18 protein-coding genes and 1 riboswitch are annotated in these 17,704 nt (G+C 73.4%); of the genes, 10 read left to right on the plus strand and 8 right to left on the minus strand.

Going from position 1 to position 17,704, the window contains the following annotated elements:
- Window positions 1-21 precede the first annotated feature (21 nt).
- Window positions 22-537, minus strand: coding sequence for a GNAT family N-acetyltransferase (locus tag IE286_RS09435; RefSeq protein ID WP_189796175.1), 516 nt, complete (start codon window positions 535-537; stop codon window positions 22-24).
- 64 nt (window positions 538-601) lie between these two features.
- Window positions 602-1,177, minus strand: coding sequence for a TerD family protein (locus IE286_RS09440; RefSeq protein ID WP_189796176.1), 576 nt, complete (start codon window positions 1,175-1,177; stop codon window positions 602-604).
- Window positions 1,178-1,353: 176 nt separating this feature from the next.
- Here IE286_RS09440 and arfB point away from each other — a divergent pair, with 176 nt between their 5' ends.
- Window positions 1,354-1,782, plus strand: coding sequence for an alternative ribosome rescue aminoacyl-tRNA hydrolase ArfB (gene arfB, locus IE286_RS09445; RefSeq protein WP_189796177.1), 429 nt, complete (start codon window positions 1,354-1,356; stop codon window positions 1,780-1,782).
- 20 nt (window positions 1,783-1,802) lie between these two features.
- On the opposite strand, the gene IE286_RS09450 is transcribed toward arfB, so the two are convergent.
- Entirely contained in the window at window positions 1,803-2,294 is a 492-nt protein-coding gene (locus tag IE286_RS09450) for a flavin reductase family protein (protein WP_229862223.1), read from the minus strand.
- A gap of 553 nt (window positions 2,295-2,847) precedes the next feature.
- Between IE286_RS09450 and cdgB the strand changes: the two genes are divergently transcribed.
- Both cdgB and IE286_RS09460 read left to right on the plus strand, forming a co-directional pair.
- Window positions 2,848-4,491, plus strand: a complete 1,644-nt coding sequence (cdgB, locus tag IE286_RS09455; RefSeq protein ID WP_189796179.1) for a diguanylate cyclase CdgB — start codon at window positions 2,848-2,850, stop codon at window positions 4,489-4,491.
- Window positions 4,492-4,630: 139 nt separating this feature from the next.
- Complete coding sequence (locus IE286_RS09460; protein ID WP_189796180.1) at window positions 4,631-5,545, plus strand: carbohydrate-binding protein; 915 nt, start codon at window positions 4,631-4,633, stop codon at window positions 5,543-5,545.
- 33 nt (window positions 5,546-5,578) lie between these two features.
- On the opposite strand, the gene IE286_RS09465 is transcribed toward IE286_RS09460, so the two are convergent.
- From IE286_RS09465 to IE286_RS09475, 3 genes are all read right to left on the minus strand, one after another.
- On the minus strand, window positions 5,579-6,508 hold the full coding sequence (locus IE286_RS09465) for a 1-phosphofructokinase family hexose kinase (protein WP_189796181.1): 930 nt from the start codon (window positions 6,506-6,508) through the stop codon (window positions 5,579-5,581).
- A gap of 132 nt (window positions 6,509-6,640) precedes the next feature.
- Window positions 6,641-7,783 carry an N-acetylglucosamine-6-phosphate deacetylase gene (gene nagA / locus IE286_RS09470; protein WP_189796182.1) on the minus strand — a complete coding sequence of 381 codons (1,143 nt, stop codon included), beginning with the start codon at window positions 7,781-7,783 and terminating at the stop codon, window positions 6,641-6,643.
- 7 nt (window positions 7,784-7,790) lie between these two features.
- Window positions 7,791-8,726, minus strand: coding sequence for an ROK family protein (locus IE286_RS09475; RefSeq protein WP_189796183.1), 936 nt, complete (start codon window positions 8,724-8,726; stop codon window positions 7,791-7,793).
- Window positions 8,727-8,803: 77 nt separating this feature from the next.
- On the opposite strand from IE286_RS09475, the gene IE286_RS09480 reads away from it, so the two are divergent.
- From IE286_RS09480 to otsB, 3 genes are all read left to right on the plus strand, one after another.
- On the plus strand, window positions 8,804-10,099 hold the full coding sequence (locus IE286_RS09480) for an extracellular solute-binding protein (protein WP_189796184.1): 1,296 nt from the start codon (window positions 8,804-8,806) through the stop codon (window positions 10,097-10,099).
- 262 nt (window positions 10,100-10,361) lie between these two features.
- Window positions 10,362-10,625, plus strand: a complete 264-nt coding sequence (locus IE286_RS09485) for a DUF3263 domain-containing protein (protein WP_189796279.1) — start codon at window positions 10,362-10,364, stop codon at window positions 10,623-10,625.
- 101 nt (window positions 10,626-10,726) lie between these two features.
- On the plus strand, window positions 10,727-11,623 hold the full coding sequence (gene otsB / locus IE286_RS09490; protein ID WP_189796185.1) for a trehalose-phosphatase: 897 nt from the start codon (window positions 10,727-10,729) through the stop codon (window positions 11,621-11,623).
- 48 nt (window positions 11,624-11,671) lie between these two features.
- On the opposite strand, the gene IE286_RS09495 is transcribed toward otsB, so the two are convergent.
- Window positions 11,672-13,111, minus strand: coding sequence for an alpha,alpha-trehalose-phosphate synthase (UDP-forming) (locus IE286_RS09495; protein ID WP_189796186.1), 1,440 nt, complete (start codon window positions 13,109-13,111; stop codon window positions 11,672-11,674).
- Between the two features lie 181 nt (window positions 13,112-13,292).
- Between IE286_RS09495 and IE286_RS09500 the strand changes: the two genes are divergently transcribed.
- The gene (locus tag IE286_RS09500; RefSeq protein ID WP_189796187.1) at window positions 13,293-14,012 is read left to right on the plus strand and encodes a hypothetical protein; all 720 of its coding nucleotides are present in this window, start codon (window positions 13,293-13,295) and stop codon (window positions 14,010-14,012) included.
- 60 nt (window positions 14,013-14,072) lie between these two features.
- Here IE286_RS09500 and IE286_RS09505 read toward each other — a convergent pair whose 3' ends face one another.
- Entirely contained in the window at window positions 14,073-15,017 is a 945-nt protein-coding gene (locus tag IE286_RS09505) for a glucosyl-3-phosphoglycerate synthase (protein WP_189796188.1), read from the minus strand.
- Between the two features lie 187 nt (window positions 15,018-15,204).
- Window positions 15,205-15,343, plus strand: a riboswitch (SAM riboswitch).
- Window positions 15,344-15,360: 17 nt separating this feature from the next.
- On the opposite strand from IE286_RS09505, the gene thrC reads away from it, so the two are divergent.
- From thrC to IE286_RS09520, 3 genes are all read left to right on the plus strand, one after another.
- Window positions 15,361-16,647 (plus strand): threonine synthase, encoded by a 1,287-nt coding sequence (gene thrC, locus IE286_RS09510; RefSeq protein ID WP_189796189.1) that lies wholly within the window; start codon window positions 15,361-15,363, stop codon window positions 16,645-16,647.
- On the plus strand, window positions 16,644-16,919 hold the full coding sequence (locus tag IE286_RS09515) for a MoaD/ThiS family protein (RefSeq protein ID WP_125497110.1): 276 nt from the start codon (window positions 16,644-16,646) through the stop codon (window positions 16,917-16,919). The genes thrC and IE286_RS09515 overlap by 4 nt, the downstream gene beginning before the upstream one ends.
- A 435-nt stretch (window positions 16,920-17,354) precedes the next feature.
- Window positions 17,355-17,558: a cold-shock protein gene (locus tag IE286_RS09520; RefSeq protein ID WP_004986573.1), complete on the plus strand. Its 204-nt coding sequence runs from the start codon at window positions 17,355-17,357 to the stop codon at window positions 17,556-17,558.
- Window positions 17,559-17,704 lie beyond the last annotated feature (146 nt).

Genomic DNA, 17,704 nt, shown 5'->3' on the forward strand with positions numbered 1-17,704 from the left:
CCGCCGGCTTCGGCGCCCGGCTCACAGCAGCGGCTTGCGCAGCACCGCGCAGGGCCGGCCGCGTGCGCGGTCCCTGCGGTGGCCGATCACCTGGTAGCCGAGGGCGGTCCAGAAGGCGAGGCCGTCGGTGTTGTTCTCCAGTACGGCGAGGCGCACGGCGGTGCGTCCTGCGGCGCGGTAGCGGTCCTCGACGGCGTGCGCCAACGTCCGGCCGAAGCCTTGTCGTCGGCAGTCGGCGTGCACCAGCAGCAGACCGATCCACGGGTCCGGGTCGGCCGGGTCGGGGTGGCGGTCCAGGGTGATCGCACAACCCACCAGCCGGCGCTCACTGCGGCCGAGCAGCACCGTGCTGCCCGGCACGGCCAGTTCGTCCGCGAGCGCGGCCGCCACCTGCTCGGAGGTGATGGCGTCGGGGTCGGGGAAGTCGCCGCTGATCGCGTGGAAGTCGCGGTTCGAGGCGTACAGCGCGGTGAGTTCGCCCAGCAGCCCGTCCGGCAGGCCGGCGTCCGGAGCGAGGGACAGGGGTTCCAGTTCCACCGGGGCACGGTAGCGCGGACGCCCGCCGCGGCGGAGGGCGTCCGCGTCACCGCACCGGCGGCTGTCAGACGTTGACGCCGAAGTCCTGGGCGATGCCCGCCAGGCCGGAGGCGTACCCCTGGCCCACCGCGCGGAACTTCCACTCCGCGCCGTTGCGGTACAGCTCGCCGAAGATCATGGCCGTCTCGGTGGCCGCGTCCTCCGACAGGTCGTAGCGGGCGATCTCGGTGCCGCCGGCCTGGTTGACGATGCGGATGTAGGCGTTGCGCACCTGGCCGAAGTTCTGGCCGCGGTTGTCGGCGTCGTAGATGGACACCGGGAAGACGACCCGGTCCACGTCGGCCGGCAGCGCCGCGAGGTTGACGTTGATGGCCTCGTCGTCGCCGGTGCCCTCACCGGTGCGGTTGTCGCCGGTGTGGACGATGGAGTTGTCCGGGGACTGCTTGTTGTTGAAGAAGACGAAGTAGGCGTCGGAGTACACCCTGCCCTGGGCGTTGACCGCGATGGCCGACGCGTCCAGGTCGAAGTCCGTGCCGGTGGTGGTGCGGACGTCCCAGCCGAGGCCCACGGTGACGGCGGTCAGGCCCGGAGCTTCCTTGGTGAGCGAGACGTTGCCGCCCTTGGACAGGCTTACAGCCATGGTTGGGGAGTCCCTTCCCTCGTTGCGTGTGCGGACGAAGCTATCGCCATCACAGGGAACGGCGAAGAGGGGCCGCGTGGTTCCACAGCCCTTTACTTTTTTTACCAAGGGGCGTCGAACGCCCTGCGCGGCGGAATACGCATGACGCCACCGGCGGAACACGGGACCATGGAGTCATGTCCGGTCCCTACGTCATCCGCGGTTCCGTCATCCTGCCCGAGGCCGAACTCGCCTGGCGCTTCTCGCGGTCCTCGGGGCCCGGCGGACAGCATGTGAACACCAGCGACACCCGGGTCGAGCTGAGCTTCGACCTGGCGCGCACCGAGGCGCTGCCCCCGGTGTGGAAGGAGCGTGCGCTGCGGCGGCTGGCGGACCGGCTCGCGGACGGGGTCGTCACCGTGCGCGCCGGTGAGCACCGCTCCCAGTGGCGCAACCGGGAGGCCGCCGCCCTCCGCCTGGCGGCCCTGCTCGCCGAGGCCACCTCGCCGCCGCCCCGGCCGCGCCGGCCCACCCGGATCCCGCGGGCCGTCACCGAGCGGCGGCTGCGCGCGAAGAAGCAGCGCTCGGAGATCAAACGGGGCCGCTCGCGCCGGAACTGGGACTGACCGGCCGGCGCACACAAGGTTCAGCCCAGGTGGCGGTAGCGGCCGCGGAAGTACAGCAGCGGGCCGCCGTCCGCGCTGGGCAGCCGGGCCGTCAGGACCCGGCCGATCACCAGCGTGTGGTCGCCGGCGGGCACGCGCTGCTCGGTGCGCAGCTCCAGGGTGGCCAGGGCGCCGCCCACCAGCGGGGCGCCGGTGACCTCACCGCGCACGTACGGGATGTCCTCGAAGAGCAGACGGTCGCTGACCCTGCCCCGCATCGCGAAACGGCCGGCGATGTGGCGCTGGCTCTCGGCGAGGACGGACACCGCCCACAGCGGCTGCTCGGCGAGCAGGTCGTCCATCCGTGCGCCCTCGCGCAGGCTGACCAGGGCCAGCGGCGGGTCCAGGGACACCGACACGAACGCCGTGGCCGTCATGCCCACGTCCTCGCCGCGCGGCGCCATCGGGTCGTCCGGGTCGAGCGGCGGCTCCTGTGCGGTCACCAGGACCACGCCGGCGGCCAGCCGGGACATGGCGGCGCGGAACTCGTCGTTGCTCACCCCCTCAGCATGCCCGGCGAGGGCGGCGGGGGAGGCGGAGGACGGCACGGGAGATCTGTTCAGCACACATCAACGCTAATGACCGGCCGTGCCGGGCCGCATCGGGCCCTGGCCCGAGGGGGGTCCTAGGACCGGCGGACCATGCGCGGCGCACCCGGGACCGCCGCTTCGCCCGTGCCCCGGCCGCAGGCGCGGGCCGGACGGACCGAAGGGCGACAGGACGCCGGCGGATCCGGCCCGGCGCGGGCGGAACCGGCGCATCCGGTGCGGCCGTCGCCCACCGGGGTGTCCGGCCGGCCGCACGCCCCTGGTGTGGCGGTGAACGCACAGGAAAAACGAAGAATCTCCCCGCAATTGTTCAACTTTGGCTGTGACTTGAGTCACAAGACAGGGCAATTGTTGACCCTGTGTACCGAGTGGGCTCCGCGCTGTGATTCAGTGGCGTAGACCGACGGTGCGAGCCGACGGAACGATACGCCGACGACAACCCTTTGAAGTGCTGCGAGGTTTCGGGGGGAGGGCGAGCATGGAGACCGAGTCGGAACCCTATGTCCGTCTTGCGACCCTGCGACAACTGCACCAGGTCATGGCGGACATGAACACCGCGCGCAGCCTGGCGGACACGCTGCAGACCGTCGCCGACGGCGTCGTCACCGGCCTCGGCTACCAACTGGCGTGCGTCAACCTCGTCCGCCCCGACGGCGATCTCGTGGTCGCCGCGCTCGCCGGGGACCCCGCCGCCGAGGCCCTGATCACCGGCCGGGTCGGCTCCCGCACCGCCTGGGAGCGCCGGCTGAGCATGGGCGAGCACTGGGGCGACCTTGTCTTCATCCCGCACACCGAGGGCTGGGTGCTCGACGACGACGTCCCGCAGTGGCACACCGACGGACCCGAGCCGCGCTTCGAGGACGAGTGGCACCCGGCCGACCGTCTGTTCGCGCCCATGTACGCCCCCGCGTCCAACGGCTCCCCCGGGGAGCTGATCGGGGTGCTCTCCGTGGACCGCCCGCGCAACGGCCGCCGCCCCGGCGCCTGGGGCCGGGAGGCCTTGCAGGTGTACGCCTTCCAGGCGGCCATAGCGATCAGCAACGCCCGGCTGCGCGCCAACATGCAGCGCGCCCTGATGCGGCTGGAGCGCGAGCAGCAGGCCCTGCGCGCCAGCGAGGAGAGCTTCCGCCAGGCCTTCGAGTACGCGCCCTCCGGCATGGCCATCGCCGAGATGGGCGGCGACCAGCACGGCCGGATCCTGCGCACCAACGACGCCCTGTGCCGGCTGCTGGGCCGCCCGGCCTCCGCGCTGCGCCGCTACTCCTTCGCCGACCTGGTCCACCCCGAGGATGTGGGCACCCTGCTGCGCACCTCCGCCGCCGGCGGCCGGGCGGAGCTGCGCCTGGCCCGCCGCGACGGCAGCTACGTCTGGGTCTCCCTGCGCAGCTCCGTGGTCGCCGACGCCGCCGACGGACCCCGCTTCCTGCTCACCCACGTCGAGGACATCGAGGACCGCAAGCGCCGCGAGCTGCACCTGGCCCACCGCGCCTCCCACGACTCCCTGACCGGCCTGGCCAACTCCGCCGAGCTGCGCGCCCGGCTGTCCGCCCGGCTGTGCCGGCGGCCGCAGCACGAGCAGGGCGACGAGCCGCCCCTTGCGGACGCCGCCTACGGGCACCCCGCCCTCGACGCCGCCGACCCCGGCTTCGGCTTCGGCGTGTCCCCGCAGGAGTGCGACCACCATGTGCACGCCGTCGCCCCGCAGGACGACCGGGACGACGGCACCAAGGGGCTCGCGGTCCTCTTCTGCGACCTCGACGGCTTCAAGTCGATCAACGACCGGTTCGGGCACAACGCGGGCGACGCCGTGCTCATCGAGGTCGCCCGGCGGCTGAGCAACGGCGTGCGCGAGGGCGACACCGTGGCCCGGCTCGGCGGCGACGAGTTCGTGATACTCGCCGACGGCCTCGGCCGGGCCGACGCCCAGGACCTCGCCGTCCGGCTGCGCAACGAGATCATCCAGCCGATCCGCGCCGAGGGCCGCGCCGTCAGGGTCGGCGCCAGCTTCGGCATCGGCTGGGCGCACTGCGGGATGACGGCGGACGAGGTGCTCAAGTCCGCCGACGAACGGATGTACATCGAGAAACGATCTCGTCCCAAACAGCACCGCCGTGCCGGCTGAACCGCAGGTCACAGCGGTGCGGGCCCCCGCGGCACCGTTCGGGGAACATCAGAGCGGGTAGGCTCGTCGAATCCGACGACGTTCCCACGACGTACCGCACACCGACCCGCACACTGCACCTGTTTGAGGAGACCTAGGGATGACGCCCGGCAACAACGGCGCGAGCACGCCCGAGGACGACGACCCGTTCGGCTATCTCTACGCCGACGGTCAGGCCAACGGAGCGCAGCCGCCCTCGGGGGGCTACGGCTACCCGCACTCGGTCAACCGGGTCCGCACGGTCGGTCAGCGTCAGTACGGCCAGGTCCCGCAGCAGCCGCAGGCCGCCTACGGCCGGCCGAACGCCCACTACGCCGCCCCCGAGACCCTGCCGGGCGGCGCCCAGGCCAGGCGGCAGGGCGCACCGGCCGCCCCGGGCGGCGGGCGCGGCCGCGGGCCGAACACCAAGGGCCTGCTCATCGGCGCCGTCGCCGTGGTCGCCGCGGTCGTCGCCGGCATCGGGGTGGCCATGCTCGGCGACGGGTCCGGCAGCACCGACGACAACGCGGGCGGCGCCCCCACCCCGACGGTCAGCGAGACCACCCAGCCCAGCCCCTCGCCGACCAGCAGCGTGGCCGCCGACGGGGAGCTGCCGAAGATCGACGCCAAGGCGCTGCTGCTGGGCGGCGGCGCCACCGTCGCCAACACCGTCAAGGGCGCCCAGGCCGACGGCGGCGTGTACGTGAGCAACTTCAACCACGTCGGCGCCTCGGTGACCTGGACCGTCGACGGCATCCCGGAGGACGGCAAGTACACCCTGTTCGTCGGCTACGGCGTCCCCGGCAAGGACGGCACCGCCACCCTCACGGTCAACGGCACGACCTCCAGCACCCCGGTGAAGCTGAAGAACTGGGCGGGCGCCCCGGAGGGCGACTACGAGAAGGGCTGGACGAAGACCTACAACTACGTCCAGCTCACCAAGGGCACCAACACCATCAAGATCTCCTGCGAGCAGGGCAACCAGTGCGACGCCAACCTGGACCAGCTGTGGCTGGAGAAGGGGTGGGTCAAGTAGCGCCCGCGGGCCAGGACACGCTCCGGGCCGGTCTCAGGCGGCGGTGACCCCCCCGGTCACCGTCACCCGGCCCAGCAGGTCCTCGTAGGCGGCCCGGTCGAACTCGCCGGCCGCCGGGGCCAGCACCGTCGCCGTGGACAGGGCGACCGCCCGGGCCAGCCGCTCGGGCCACGGCAGCTGCTCCACCAGGCCGGACAGCAGCCCGGCCACCGCCGAGTCGCCGGCGCCCGTCGGGTTGCCCTGCACCTTGGCGGGCGGGGCGGCCCGCCACAGCCCGTCCGGGGTGGAGGCCAGCAGGCCGTCCGGGCCGAGCGAGGCGACCACGGCCCGCGCGCCGCGCCGCCGGGCGTCCTGGGCGGCGCGCAGCGGCTCATGGGCGCCGGTCAGCTCGGCCAGCTCGTCGGCGTTCGGCTTGATCAGATCGGGGCGGCCGGCGATGCCGCGCCGCAGCGCCTCGCCGGCGGTGTCCAGCAGCACCGGCACCTGCGCGGCGCGGGCCGCCCGCACCAGTCCGGCGTAGGCGCCCACGGGCACCCCGGGCGGCAGGCTGCCGCACAGCGCGACGGCGGCCGCCGAGGACAGCAGGTCCTCGTAGACGTCCTGGAAGGCGGACCACTCGGCGGGGGAGATCTGCGGGCCCGGCTCGTTGAGCTGGGTGGTGTCGCCGGAACGGGCGTCGACGACGGCCACGGTGCGGCGGGTGGTGCCGGCCACCGTCACCAGCGCGTCGGTCACGCCGGGGGTGCCGGTGAGCCGCTCGTGCACCTCGCGGCCGGTCGGCCCGCCCGCGAAACCGGTGACGGTCACCTCATGGCCGAGGGCCGCGAGGACACGGGCGACGTTGACGCCCTTGCCGCCGGGCCGCTCGGTCACCTCGGACACCCGGTGGGAGCGGTGCGGCCGCAGGGACGGCACCCGATAGGTGATGTCGAGAGCGGTGTTCAGCGTGACCGTGAGGATCACGTGGGCCGACCTCCCCCGAGTGATTGCGCCTGTCACGATGGGTCCGGACGTGGTCCGGGCTTCGATCATGCCAAACACGCGGCTCACCGCCCACCCCGCGACCGGCCACGGCCGGGCGGCATGCGGTACGGATCAGCCCAGTTGGGGACCGACCACCCACGCGCCGCGCCGCATCACACCCTTGAGCGTGAACTCCTCGTCCAGCAGGACCAGATCGGCGTCCTTGCCCGGCTCCAGCGAGCCCACCCGGTCGTCCAGGCCGAGCAGCCGGGCCGGGGTGGCGGACAGGGCGGCCACCACGTCCGTCACCGGCAGGTTGTCGACGGTCACCGCGCGCCGGAAGGCCCGGTCCAGGGTGAGGGTGGAGCCGGCGATGGAGCCGCCCTCCACCAGGCGCGCCACCCCGTCCGCGACCTCGACCTCCAGCGGGCCGAGCAGGTAGCGGCCGTCGGCGCTGCCGGCGGCGTCCATGGCGTCGGTGATGAAGGCGACCCGGGAGGCACCCGCGTGGTGGAAGGCCAGCTGCAGGGCGGCCGGGTGCAGGTGGATCCCGTCGTTGATCAGCTCGACGGTGACCCGCTCGTCCTGCAGCAGGGCCGCGATCGGGCCGGGGGCGCGGTGGCCGAACGGCGGCATGGCGTTGAACAGGTGGGTGGCCACGGTGGCGCCGGCGTCGATCGCCGCCACGGTCTGCTCGTAGGTGGCGTCGGTGTGGCCGATCGCGGCGATCACGCCCTCCTCGGCGAGCAGCCGTACCGAGTCCAGGCCGCCGGGCAGCTCGGTGGCCAGGGTGACCATCTTCGCCTGGCCGCGGGCGGCGTCGAGCAGCTTGCGTACCTCGGCCGGGTCCGGGTGGCGCAGCAGCGCCTCGGAGTGGGCGCCCTTGCGGCACGGCGAGATGAACGGGCCCTCGAAGTGGATGCCGGCGATCTCCCCCTGCTCGGCCAGTTCCGACAGCAGCCCCGCCTGCCGGATCAGCACGTCCATGTCGTCGGTGACGGTGGAGGCCACCAGGGTGGTGGTGCCGTGCCGGCGGTGGGTGGCCACCGCGGTGAGCACGTCCTCGGCCGAGCCGCCGAAGGAGGCACCGCCGCCGCCGTGGTTGTGCAGGTCCACGAAGCCGGGGACCAGCCAGTGCCCGCTGACGTCGATCGTCTCGGCACCGGCCGGGGCGGACTCGGCGATCCGCGTGCCGTCGACGACCACGCGGCCGCCCTCCTCGATCCCGGTGGGCAGCACCACCCGGGCTCCGGCGAGAACCTTGCAAGGGGCCATCAGTCGGCTACCTCCGGGACGTTGTGGACGGGTCGAGCAGATCCCAGGCGAGGAGCCCCGCGCCCAGGCAGCCGGCGGCGTCCCCGAGGGCAGCGGGGACGACCGACGGAAGAATCTGGAAGGTGACGCGCTGCCGGACGGCCCGGCGCAGCGGCTCGAACAGGACGTCGCCGGCCTCGGCGAGCCCGCCGCCGACGATCAGCGTGTCCGGGTCCAGCAGGGTCAGCGCGGTGACCAGCCCGTCGGCGAGGGCGTCCACCGCCTCCTGCCACACCGTGCGCGCCCGCGGGTCGCCGGAGGCGACGGCCTTGGCGCAGTCGGCGGCGTCCGCCTCCGCGTCGCCGCAGGCCGCCGCCCAGGCCTGGCCGACGGCCGCGGCGGAGGCGTACCGCTCCAGGCAGCCGCGCTGCCCGCAGGGGCACTCGTGCCCGCCGGGGCGGACGACGATGTGGCCGATCTCGCCGGCGACGCCGTGCGCGCCCGCCTCCACCCGGCCGTCGATGCCGATGGCGCCCGCGATGCCGGTGCCCAGCGGGACGAACAGGAACCGGGCGGCGCCCCGGCCCGCCCCGATCCGGCCCTCGGCGAGCCCGCCGGTGCGCACGTCGTGACCGAGGGCCACGGGCACGCCCAGCCGCTCGGTGAGCACCTCGCGCAGGGGCTGGTCGCGCCAGCCGAGGTTGGCCGAGTACACGGCGACGCCGCGGGTCTCGTCCACGACGCCGGGGACGGCCACGCCCGCGGCGGCGGCCGGTTCGCCCAGGTGCTCGGCGCCCCAGGCGTGCAGGTCGGCGGCGAAACCGGCGATCGCCTCGACGACGGCGCCGGGGCCGCGCTCGCGGCCGGTGGGCCGGCGCGCCTGGTGCAGCACGGTGCCGTCCGCGCCGACCAGCGCGGCCTTCATCCCGGTGCCGCCCACGTCGAGGGCGATGACATGTCTCACGGGACCAGTGTGGCCCGCCGACCTGCGAAAGGTCTAGTCCACTGCGTGGTGTAGACCTGTGTTCGGAAAGTGAACACATGGACGGCAGGGGCGGGAGAATTCCGGTGCAGCGGCGTACAAAAGGGGCGATCGCGGCGGTGTCCGCACTGGGCCTGGCGGCAGTGCTGAGCGGCTGCTCGGGGACCGGATCCGCCGATGTCACCCTCCGCCTGGTCGCCGCCGACTACGGCACCTCCGCGGCCGACAGCACCCGGACGTACTGGGACCGGCTGGTGAAGGACTACGAGTCCCGGCATCCGGACGTGCACATCGAGGTCAGCGTCCAGCCGTGGGACCAGGTGGACCGCACGGTCCGCCGGATGGCCGACGCCGGTGACCCGCCCGACCTGGCGCAGAGCACCGACTACGCCGGCTACGCGGCCGAGGGACTGCTCTACCGGGCGGACGAGCTGCTCTCCATCCCGGTGCAGGCCGACTTCCTCGGGCCGCTCTCCGACGCCGGGCAGGTGCAGCACGTGCAGTACGGCATCCCGTTCGCCGCCTCCACCCGCGTGCTCTTCTACAACAAGACCCTCTTCCGGTCGGCCGGCCTCACCCCGCCCACCACCTGGGACGAGCTGGCCCACGACGCCCAGGTGCTCAAGGCACAGGGGGTGAAGTACCCCTACGCCCTGCCGCTCGGGCCGCAGGAGGCCCGGGCCGAGGCCCTGCAGTGGATGCTCGGCGGAGGCGCCGGCTACACCGACGACCTCGGCACCTACACCCTCAACTCCCCGCGCAACGCCGACACGTTCACCTGGATCCGCGACGAGCTGGTCGGCGCGGGGCTGACCGGCCCGATCCCGCCCGCGCGGCTGGACCGCTCCGACGCCTACGCCGCCTTCGCCGCCGGCGACGTCGGCATGGTCGACGCACAGCCCGCGCTCGTCCGGCAGGCGGAGCGCACGGGCGTGACGTTCGGCACGGTGCCCGTGCCGGGCAGGAACGGCACCTCGAAGACGCCCCTGGGCACGACCGACTGGATGATGGCCTTCAAGAAGAACGGCCACAAGGACGAGATCGGCGACTTCCTCGATTTCGTCTACAGCGACAACAACGTCCTGGACTTCTCCCGCACCTACGACCTGCTGCCGGTCACCGCCTCCGCCTCCGACGCGATGGCCGCCTCCCCGCAGGACAAGAAGCTCGGCCCGTTCCTGGACCAGCTGCCGCTCGCCCAGCTGTACCCGGCGGGCAAGCCGTCCTGGCGCACGGTCGGCGCGGACGTGACCCGGCGCATCGGGCAGGCCGTGGCCCCGGACGGCGACCCCGCCGACGTCCTGGACCAGCTGCAGTCCGCGGCCGCCGAGGCGGAGGGCGCGACGGCCGGCTGAGCCGCACCGCGCGGCGGTGTCGGCGGCGAGGACTACGGTGGCTGCCATGGCGGACGACGAGCCGGACGACGAGCACGGCCCCGAGGCCGGCGACGAGCCCGAGGCCGGGACCGAGCCCGAGGCCGGGACCGAGCCCGAGGCGGCGGACGGACCCGTGGCCGGGGCCGCGTCTGCGGCCGGGGACGGATCCGAGACCCGGGACAGGGCCGAGACGTGGGACGGAGCCGAGACCGGGGTCGATTCCGTGGCCGGGGTCGAATCCGTGGCCGGGGACGAGCCTGCGGGCGGGCGCGGCCCCGCGGGCGGGCTCGGGCGCCGGGAGCGGGACATCCTGGCCCTGGAGCGGCGCGGCTTCACCGGCCCCGGCGCCAAGGAACGCGCGATCCGCGAGGAGCTGGGCCTGTCCCCGGTGCGCTACTACCAGCTGCTCAACGCCCTGCTCGACGACATCCGCGCGCTCGCCCACGACCCGGTGACCGTCAACCGGCTGCGCCGCATACGCGACGCCCGCCGCGCCGAGCGCTGACCTCGCCCGCGCCCCGGGCCCGTCCGCGCGGACACGGGCCGGGCGGGGGAGGGGCGGCCCGGGCAGGCGTGCGGCCGGCCGGGGCTGGATAGGTTCGCCCTATGGGCAGCCACCACAGTCACGACAGCCAGGACACCGTCGCCGCGTCCGGCGCCGGCCTGCCCGAGCCCGCCACCCGGGCCGGGCGGGACGGGCTGGCCGCGCTGCTCGCACGGCCCGAGCGCGCGGTGATCGCCCTCGACTTCGACGGCACGCTCGCACCGATCGTCCCCGACCCCGACCAGGCCCGCGCCCACCCCGAGGCGGTCCCGGCGCTGGCCGCGCTCGCCCCGAGGGTGGCCTCCGTCGCGGTGGTCACCGGCCGCCCGCCCGGCGTCGCGGTGCGCAACGGCGGTCTCGCCGGCGTGCCCGGCCTGGACCACCTGGTCGTGCTCGGCCACTACGGCGCCGAACGCTGGGACGCGGCCACCGGCACTGTCACCGCCCCGCCCGAGCATCCCGGAGTCGCCGCCGTCCGCACCGAACTGCCCGGCGTCCTCGACCGCGCCGGCGCCGGGGAGGGCATCTGGATCGAGGAGAAGGGCCGCTCCCTGGCGGTGCACACCCGCCGCGCCGCCGACCCGCAGGCCGCCTTCGAGCAGCTGCGCGAACCCCTGGCCCGGCTGGCCGCCGGGCACGGACTGATCGTCGAGCCCGGCCGCATGGTCCTGGAGCTGCGCCCGCCGGGCATGGACAAGGGCGTCGCCCTGCTGGACCACGTCCGCGCCCTGGGCGAGGACACCGGCGGCGTCAGCGCGGTCCTGTACGCCGGCGACGACCTCGGCGACCTGCCCGCCTTCGCCGCCCTCGACCGGCTCCGCGCCGATGGCGTGCCCGGCCTCGCCGTGTGCAGCGGCAGCACCGAGGTGACGGAGCTGTCGCAACGCGCCGACCTCGTGGTGGACGGCCCCGCGGGCGTCGTCGCCCTGCTGCGGTCGCTGGCGGACCGGATCCGGTAGCAGGGAAGCGGGCCGGGCCCCGGGGAGGTGCGCCCCGGCCCGGCCCGCTCACCGCGACAGCGCCCGCAGCTCCTCCAGCTGCTCCACGAACCACCGGGCCGGCGGCAGGGCGGTGGCCGCGGCCGCCAGCCGCTTGGTGCGCTCCGCCCGCTCCGCGCCGGCCATGCTCAGCGCCTCGTGCAGCGCCCGGGCGGTGCCGGTCACGTCGTAGGGGTTGACCACCAGGGCGTCGTCCTTCAGCTCGGCGTACGCCCCCGCCTCCCGCGACAGCACCAGCGCGCACCCGGAGTCGGACACCACCGGGATCTCCTTGGCGACCAGGTTCATCCCGTCCCGGATCGGATTGACCAGCGCCACGTCCGCGATCCGGTACGCCGCCAGCGAGCGCGCGAAGTCGTCCCTCACGTGCAGCACGACCGGCCGCCATCCGGGCGTGCCGTACTCGGCGTTGATCTCCTCTGCCAGCCGCCGCACCTCGGCGGTGTACTCCCGGTACACGGCGAGGTCCTGCCGCGAGGGGTAGGCGAACGCCACGTGCACCACCCGCTCGCGCCACTCGGGACGGTCGGCGAGCAGCTGCCGGTAGGCCAGCAGGCCGCGCACGATGTTCTTCGACAGCTCGGTGCGGTCCACCCGCACGATCGTCTTGCGGGCGCCGCCGTCCGGGGCCGTCCCGATCTCCTCGCGCAGCGCCAGCATCCGTTCCTTGACGTCGAAGCCCTGCGCCCGCTCCCGCAGGAACGCGCCGTCCGCGCCGAGCGCGTGCACCCCGCACCGGGTGGTGCCGAGCCCGCCCACCAGCTCCTCGCAGCAGGCGGTGAAGGCGTCCGCCCAGCGCCGGGTGAGAAAGCCCAGCCGGTCCGCGCCGAGCATGCCGCGCAGCACCTGCTCGGCGATGTCGTCGGGCAGCATCCGGAAGTACTCCACCGGCGCCCACGGGGTGTGCGAGAAGTGCCCGATGCGCACGTCCGGCCGCAGCTCGCGCAGCATCCCCGGCACCAGCGTCAGGTGGTAGTCCTGCACCACCACCGCCGCGCCCTCGGCCGCCTCCTCGGCCAGCGCCTCGGCGAAGGCCCGGTTGTAGGCCACGTAGGACGCCCACTGGCGGCGGAACTCCGCGTCGAAGACCGGCTCCAGCGGCGTCTGATACAGCATGTGGTGGACGAACCACAGCACCGAGTTGGCGATGCCGTTGTAGGCGTCGGAGAACACCCCGGCGTCGATGTCGAGCATCCGCACCTGCTGCCCGCCGGTCACCTGAGCCGGCAGCCGCCCGGCCTTCGCCGTCCGCCGTACCGCCTCCCGGTCGGCCTCGCTCAGGGCCGCGCACACCCACACGGCGTCCGCGTCCGGCCCGATCGCGGACAGTCCGGAGACCAGCCCTCCGCCGCCGCGCCGGGCGTCGAGCGAACCGTCGGGGAGCACTTCGTACGAAACCGGGCCGCGATTGGACGCGACCAGCACCTCGGCACCGTGCGTTGCAGCCATGGTCCTCAACCTAGCCCGGCCCCCCGGCGCTCAAACGTCGGCGGGGTCCGCCCCGGCACGGACCGGACCACTGCGGCGACTTGTGAAAAACATGTAATGAGCATGAGGATACGGTGTGCAGTCGAGTGATCTTCGTCCGTGCGGTTTCCGCCGGACGGTTCCTGACGTATGGGGGGAATTCATGCATCTCATATCCGTCGCGCGGGTGCGCCGGTCCGCCGGTACGGCGACGCTGCTTCTGGCCGGTGCGCTCGCGCTGACCGGCTGCGGCGGTGACGACTCCGGCACGCCGAAGGCGGCCCACTCGGTCGTGGCGACCACGGGCGCCACCGCACAGACCTCCGCGGAGCCCGCGGACACGGACGCCGCGAGCCCGACGCCCGGTCCGGCCGCCACGCTGCGCGACTACACCGGCTCCCGCATCGGCACGGCCATCGCCGCAGCCGAGGCCGACGGCATCACCTACGCCGTCCAGCTCCAGGGCACCGGACGCCGGGCCTCCGCCTGGAGCCCGGACGAGAAGGTCTGCGACCAGGACACCGGCGCCGACGGCGTGACCTTCACCCTGGCCCGCGACGGCCACGACTGCGCCGGCCGGCTGCTGCACACCCCGGCGCCCACGCACGCCGGCCCCTCCGGAGGCAGCGGCGGGGGCGGCGGCGCCGTCAGCAGCGGCTCCGGCGGCACAAGCAGCAGCGGAGGAAGCGGCAGCGGCGGCAGCAGTGGCGGTGGCGGCAAGGCCTGCGCGATCACCAGCTCGGCCGGCAACTGCTACGCCGACGGCCAGTTCTGCGCCCAGCACCACCACGGCCTGAGCACCTACGGCAAGGGCGGCGAGTACCTGACTTGCCGCCAGGACGGATCGGGCCGCTGGCGCTGGTCGGACGGCGTGGCCGGCTGACCCCGCCCGGCGGCCCCGGAACGTCCCCGGCCCCGGAACATCCCGACGGATACGCCCGGCTCAGGCCACCTTCCGCGCCGCGTACTCCGCGATGTGCGTCATCGGCGGGCGTTCCTCGGTGTCCACCGGGTAGGTCCGCGGCTCGAAGCCGTTCGCGCCCCGCTCGAACTGGGTCAGCAGCGGGCGCATCAGGTGGCCGCGGGCCAGGCGGAGCTGGGCGGTGCGGTAGATCGCGGCGGCCATCCGGCCCAGCGCCTGGCCGTCCTGGTGCCGGTGGACGCGCACGCCCACGTCGACCTGGGCCAGCGCGTCCAGCCCGACCAGGTGCAGGGCGTCGACCAGCATGCCCAGCTCCACGCCGTAGCCGACCGGGAACGGCAGCCGCTCCAGCAGCGAGCGGCGGGCCGCGTACTCACCGCCCAGCGGCTGCACGAAACCGGCCAGCTGCGGCCAGTGCATGTTCAGCAGCGGGCGGGCCATCAGCTCGGTGACCCGCCCGCCCTGCCCGGCGGCACCCGCCAGCGGACGGTCGTACATCGCCTTGACCAGCTGCACGTCCGGGTCGGTCAGCAGCGGCCCGACGATGCCGGTGACGAAGTCGGCGGAGAACTCCCGCAGGTCGGCGTCGACGAAGCAGATCACGTCCCCGCGGGTGACCAGCAGCGACCGCCACAGCACCTCGCCCTTGCCCGGCACCGCCGGGATCCGCGGCAGGATCGCGTCACGGTGCTCGACCCGGGCACCGGCCGCGGCGGCCACCTCGGCGGTGCGGTCGACGGAACCGGAGTCGACGACCACCAGCTCGTCCACCAGCGGCACCCGCTCGATGAGCTCCCGCCGTATCACGGAGACGATGTCGCCGACCGTCGCCTCCTCGTTGAGCGCGGGCAGCACCACGCTGACCACCGATCCGCCGGCCCGCTTGGCGGCCAGGATCGTGTCGAGCGGTCGATCGGTCACCGACCAGGAGCGTGTCCTCAGCCAGCGCTCGACTTCTTGCAGCACGGTCGGCGGCTCCTTCACCCCTGCTCGCCAGGCCGCTGCGCGCCCTTCCCGGCGCAGCGGCACACGATCGTGTGATCCGTCTCGCGGTTCGGACGACCCCTTTCAGACGTCCGGCCTTCGGTTACAGTCTTGACCAACGCGGAGGACCGTCGCATGCCGGGGTCGTCCGCGATCCACAACCGCATACCGCTCATCCAGAGGGGCAGAGGGACACGGCCCGATGAAGCCCCGGCAACCCTCCAGCCGGTCTCGTCCGCGCGAGGCTCCCGGCTAGGGAAGGTGCCAAATCCGTCTCACGGCGAGATGCGTCGTGAGGAAGATGAGGAGAAAGGGCCTCGCCTCCATGGCTGTGCACACCGTTGCGAGCAGCACGTCCGCTTCCGCCGTCGACCTGGGTCCCGCCGCCGCGCTGAGCTGTCGCGAGTGCGGGCACCGCGTGCCTCTCGGCCCGGTCTTCGCGTGTGAGGAGTGCTTCGGCCCGCTGGAGGTCGCCTACGACTTCTCCGCCTACGACACCGAAACCCTGCGCAAGCGGATCGAGGCCGGTCCCGCCAGCATCTGGCGCTACGCACCGCTGCTCCCGGTCCCCGAAGACGTCGCCGACAAGCCGAACCTGAACCCCGGCTGGACGCGACTGGTCAAGGCCGACCGACTGGCCGCCGAACTCGGTGTCACCGGCGGGCTGTACGTCAAGGACGACTCCGGCAACCCGACCCACTCGTTCAAGGACCGCGTCGTCGCCCAGGCGCTGGAGGCCGCCCGTGCCTTCGGCTTCACCACGCTGTCCTGCTCCTCCACCGGCAACCTGGCCGGCGCCGTCGGCGCCGCCGCCGCCCGGGCCGGCCTGCGCTCCTGCGTGTTCATCCCGCACGACCTGGAGCAGGGCAAGGTCGTCATGGCCGCCGTCTACGGCGGCGACCTCGTGGGCATCGAGGGCACCTACGACGACGTGAACCGTTTCTGCTCCGAGCTGATCGGCGACCCGGCCGGCGAGGGCTGGGGCTTCGTCAACGTCAACCTGCGGCCCTACTACGCCGAGGGCTCCAAGACGCTGGCCTACGAGATCTGCGAGCAGCTCGGCTGGCGGCTGCCCGACCAGATCGTCGTCCCCATCGCCTCCGGCTCCCAGCTCACCAAGGTCGACAAGGGCCTGCGGGAGCTGATCGAGCTGGGCCTGGTCGAGGACAAGCCGTACAAGATCTTCGGCGCCCAGGCCGAGGGCTGCTCCCCGGTGTCCACTGCCTTCAAGGCCGGTCACGACGTGGTGCGCCCGCAGAAGCCGGACACCATCGCCAAGTCGCTGGCCATCGGCAACCCGGCCGACGGCCCCTACGTCCTCGACATCGCCCGCCGCACCGGCGGTGCGGTGGAGGATGTGACGGACGAGCAGATCGTCGACGCCATCAAGCTGCTCGCCCGCACCGAGGGCGTCTTCGCGGAGACCGCCGGCGGCGTCACCGTCGGCGTGACCCGCAAGCTGATCGAGAACGGACAGCTCGACCCGTCGAAGACCACCGTCGTCCTCAACACCGGTGACGGTCTCAAGACCCTGGACGCGGTGGCCGGCACCGGCCTGACCGCGACCATCCGCCCGACCCTGGACTCCTTCCGAGAGGCTGGCCTCGCATGAGCGTGACCGTTCGCATCCCCACCATCCTGCGCACCTACACCGGCGGCCAGGCGGAGGTGACCGCCGAGGGCGCCACCCTCGCCGAGGTCATCGCCGACCTGGACAAGAAGCACACCGGCATCGCCGCCCGCGTGCTGGACGACCAGGGCAAGCTGCGCCGGTTCGTCAACGTCTACGTCAACGACGACGACGTCCGCTTCGAGCAGGGTCTTCAGACGGCCACGCCGGACGGCGCGGGCGTGTCGATCATTCCGGCGGTCGCCGGCGGCTGAGCCGCGCGCCGCACCGATCGACAGCGGTCACCGTCCGTTCACCGGGATGCCCCCTCCGGAAGAAATCCGGAGGGGGCAATTCCGTGTGATTGAACGCGATAGAATCGGGGAACGCGCTCCCGATCGCCTCTCGGCGGAGCCCCTGTTTCACCCCGCACGCCGACAAGATGCAGCCAAACTGTGCGGGTCTTTTGTGGTTTTTTCCTTGTTCGTGCGGCCCGACTTGCCCTGCAAACAGAGGAATTCTCGGCATATTCCCGACCGTGCGCGTCCGGATTTCTCGTCCGACTGACCTGTTGCAGACGGCAGTTGGGCAGATACATTCAGCCGCGGTCGACGCGTTCCGGCGCACGCCCCCGATGCACGGGGGGTGAGGTCTGACCCGGATCCGCGAAGTGTGGATCTGTGCAAGGGCCAGTATCAGGGGAGTTAGGCATGGCTCAGGGCACCGTCAAGTGGTTCAACGCGGAGAAGGGCTACGGCTTCATCGCGGTCGACGGTGGTGCGGACGTCTTCGTCCACTACAGCGCGATCCAGATGGACGGCTACCGCACGCTGGAAGAGGGCCAGCGGGTCGAGTTCGAGATCTCGCAGGGCCAGAAGGGCCCGCAGGCCGACATGGTTCGCGTCACCGCCTGAACAGTCCACGACGAGGGGCCCGCACCCGGCACCGGGTGCGGGCCCCTCGCTGTGCGCACCCGGCACCGGGTGCGAGCCCTTCGCCGTGCGCCGGATGCCGCGCGTGTGCCTCGGCCGGCGGCCGCCGGACGGGACCCGCTCCGCCG

Origin of the sequence: Streptomyces thermodiastaticus, from assembly GCF_014656135.1 — a bacterium.
Lineage (GTDB): Bacteria > Actinomycetota > Actinomycetes > Streptomycetales > Streptomycetaceae > Streptomyces > Streptomyces thermodiastaticus.

Coding starts and splice junctions, on each gene's coding strand:
- IE286_RS09440 (WP_189796176.1), bottom strand. CDS start 1,177: ATGGCTGTAAGCCTGTCCAAGGGCGGCAACGTCTCGCTCACCAAGGAA.
- arfB (WP_189796177.1), top strand. CDS start 1,354: ATGTCCGGTCCCTACGTCATCCGCGGTTCCGTCATCCTGCCCGAGGCC.
- IE286_RS09450 (WP_229862223.1), bottom strand. CDS start 2,294: ATGTCCCGGCTGGCCGCCGGCGTGGTCCTGGTGACCGCACAGGAGCCG.
- cdgB (WP_189796179.1), top strand. CDS start 2,848: ATGGAGACCGAGTCGGAACCCTATGTCCGTCTTGCGACCCTGCGACAA.
- IE286_RS09460 (WP_189796180.1), top strand. CDS start 4,631: ATGACGCCCGGCAACAACGGCGCGAGCACGCCCGAGGACGACGACCCG.
- nagA (WP_189796182.1), bottom strand. CDS start 7,783: ATGGCCCCTTGCAAGGTTCTCGCCGGAGCCCGGGTGGTGCTGCCCACC.
- IE286_RS09480 (WP_189796184.1), top strand. CDS start 8,804: ATGGACGGCAGGGGCGGGAGAATTCCGGTGCAGCGGCGTACAAAAGGG.
- otsB (WP_189796185.1), top strand. CDS start 10,727: ATGGGCAGCCACCACAGTCACGACAGCCAGGACACCGTCGCCGCGTCC.
- IE286_RS09495 (WP_189796186.1), bottom strand. CDS start 13,111: ATGGCTGCAACGCACGGTGCCGAGGTGCTGGTCGCGTCCAATCGCGGC.
- IE286_RS09500 (WP_189796187.1), top strand. CDS start 13,293: ATGCATCTCATATCCGTCGCGCGGGTGCGCCGGTCCGCCGGTACGGCG.
- thrC (WP_189796189.1), top strand. CDS start 15,361: ATGGCTGTGCACACCGTTGCGAGCAGCACGTCCGCTTCCGCCGTCGAC.
- IE286_RS09515 (WP_125497110.1), top strand. CDS start 16,644: ATGAGCGTGACCGTTCGCATCCCCACCATCCTGCGCACCTACACCGGC.
- IE286_RS09520 (WP_004986573.1), top strand. CDS start 17,355: ATGGCTCAGGGCACCGTCAAGTGGTTCAACGCGGAGAAGGGCTACGGC.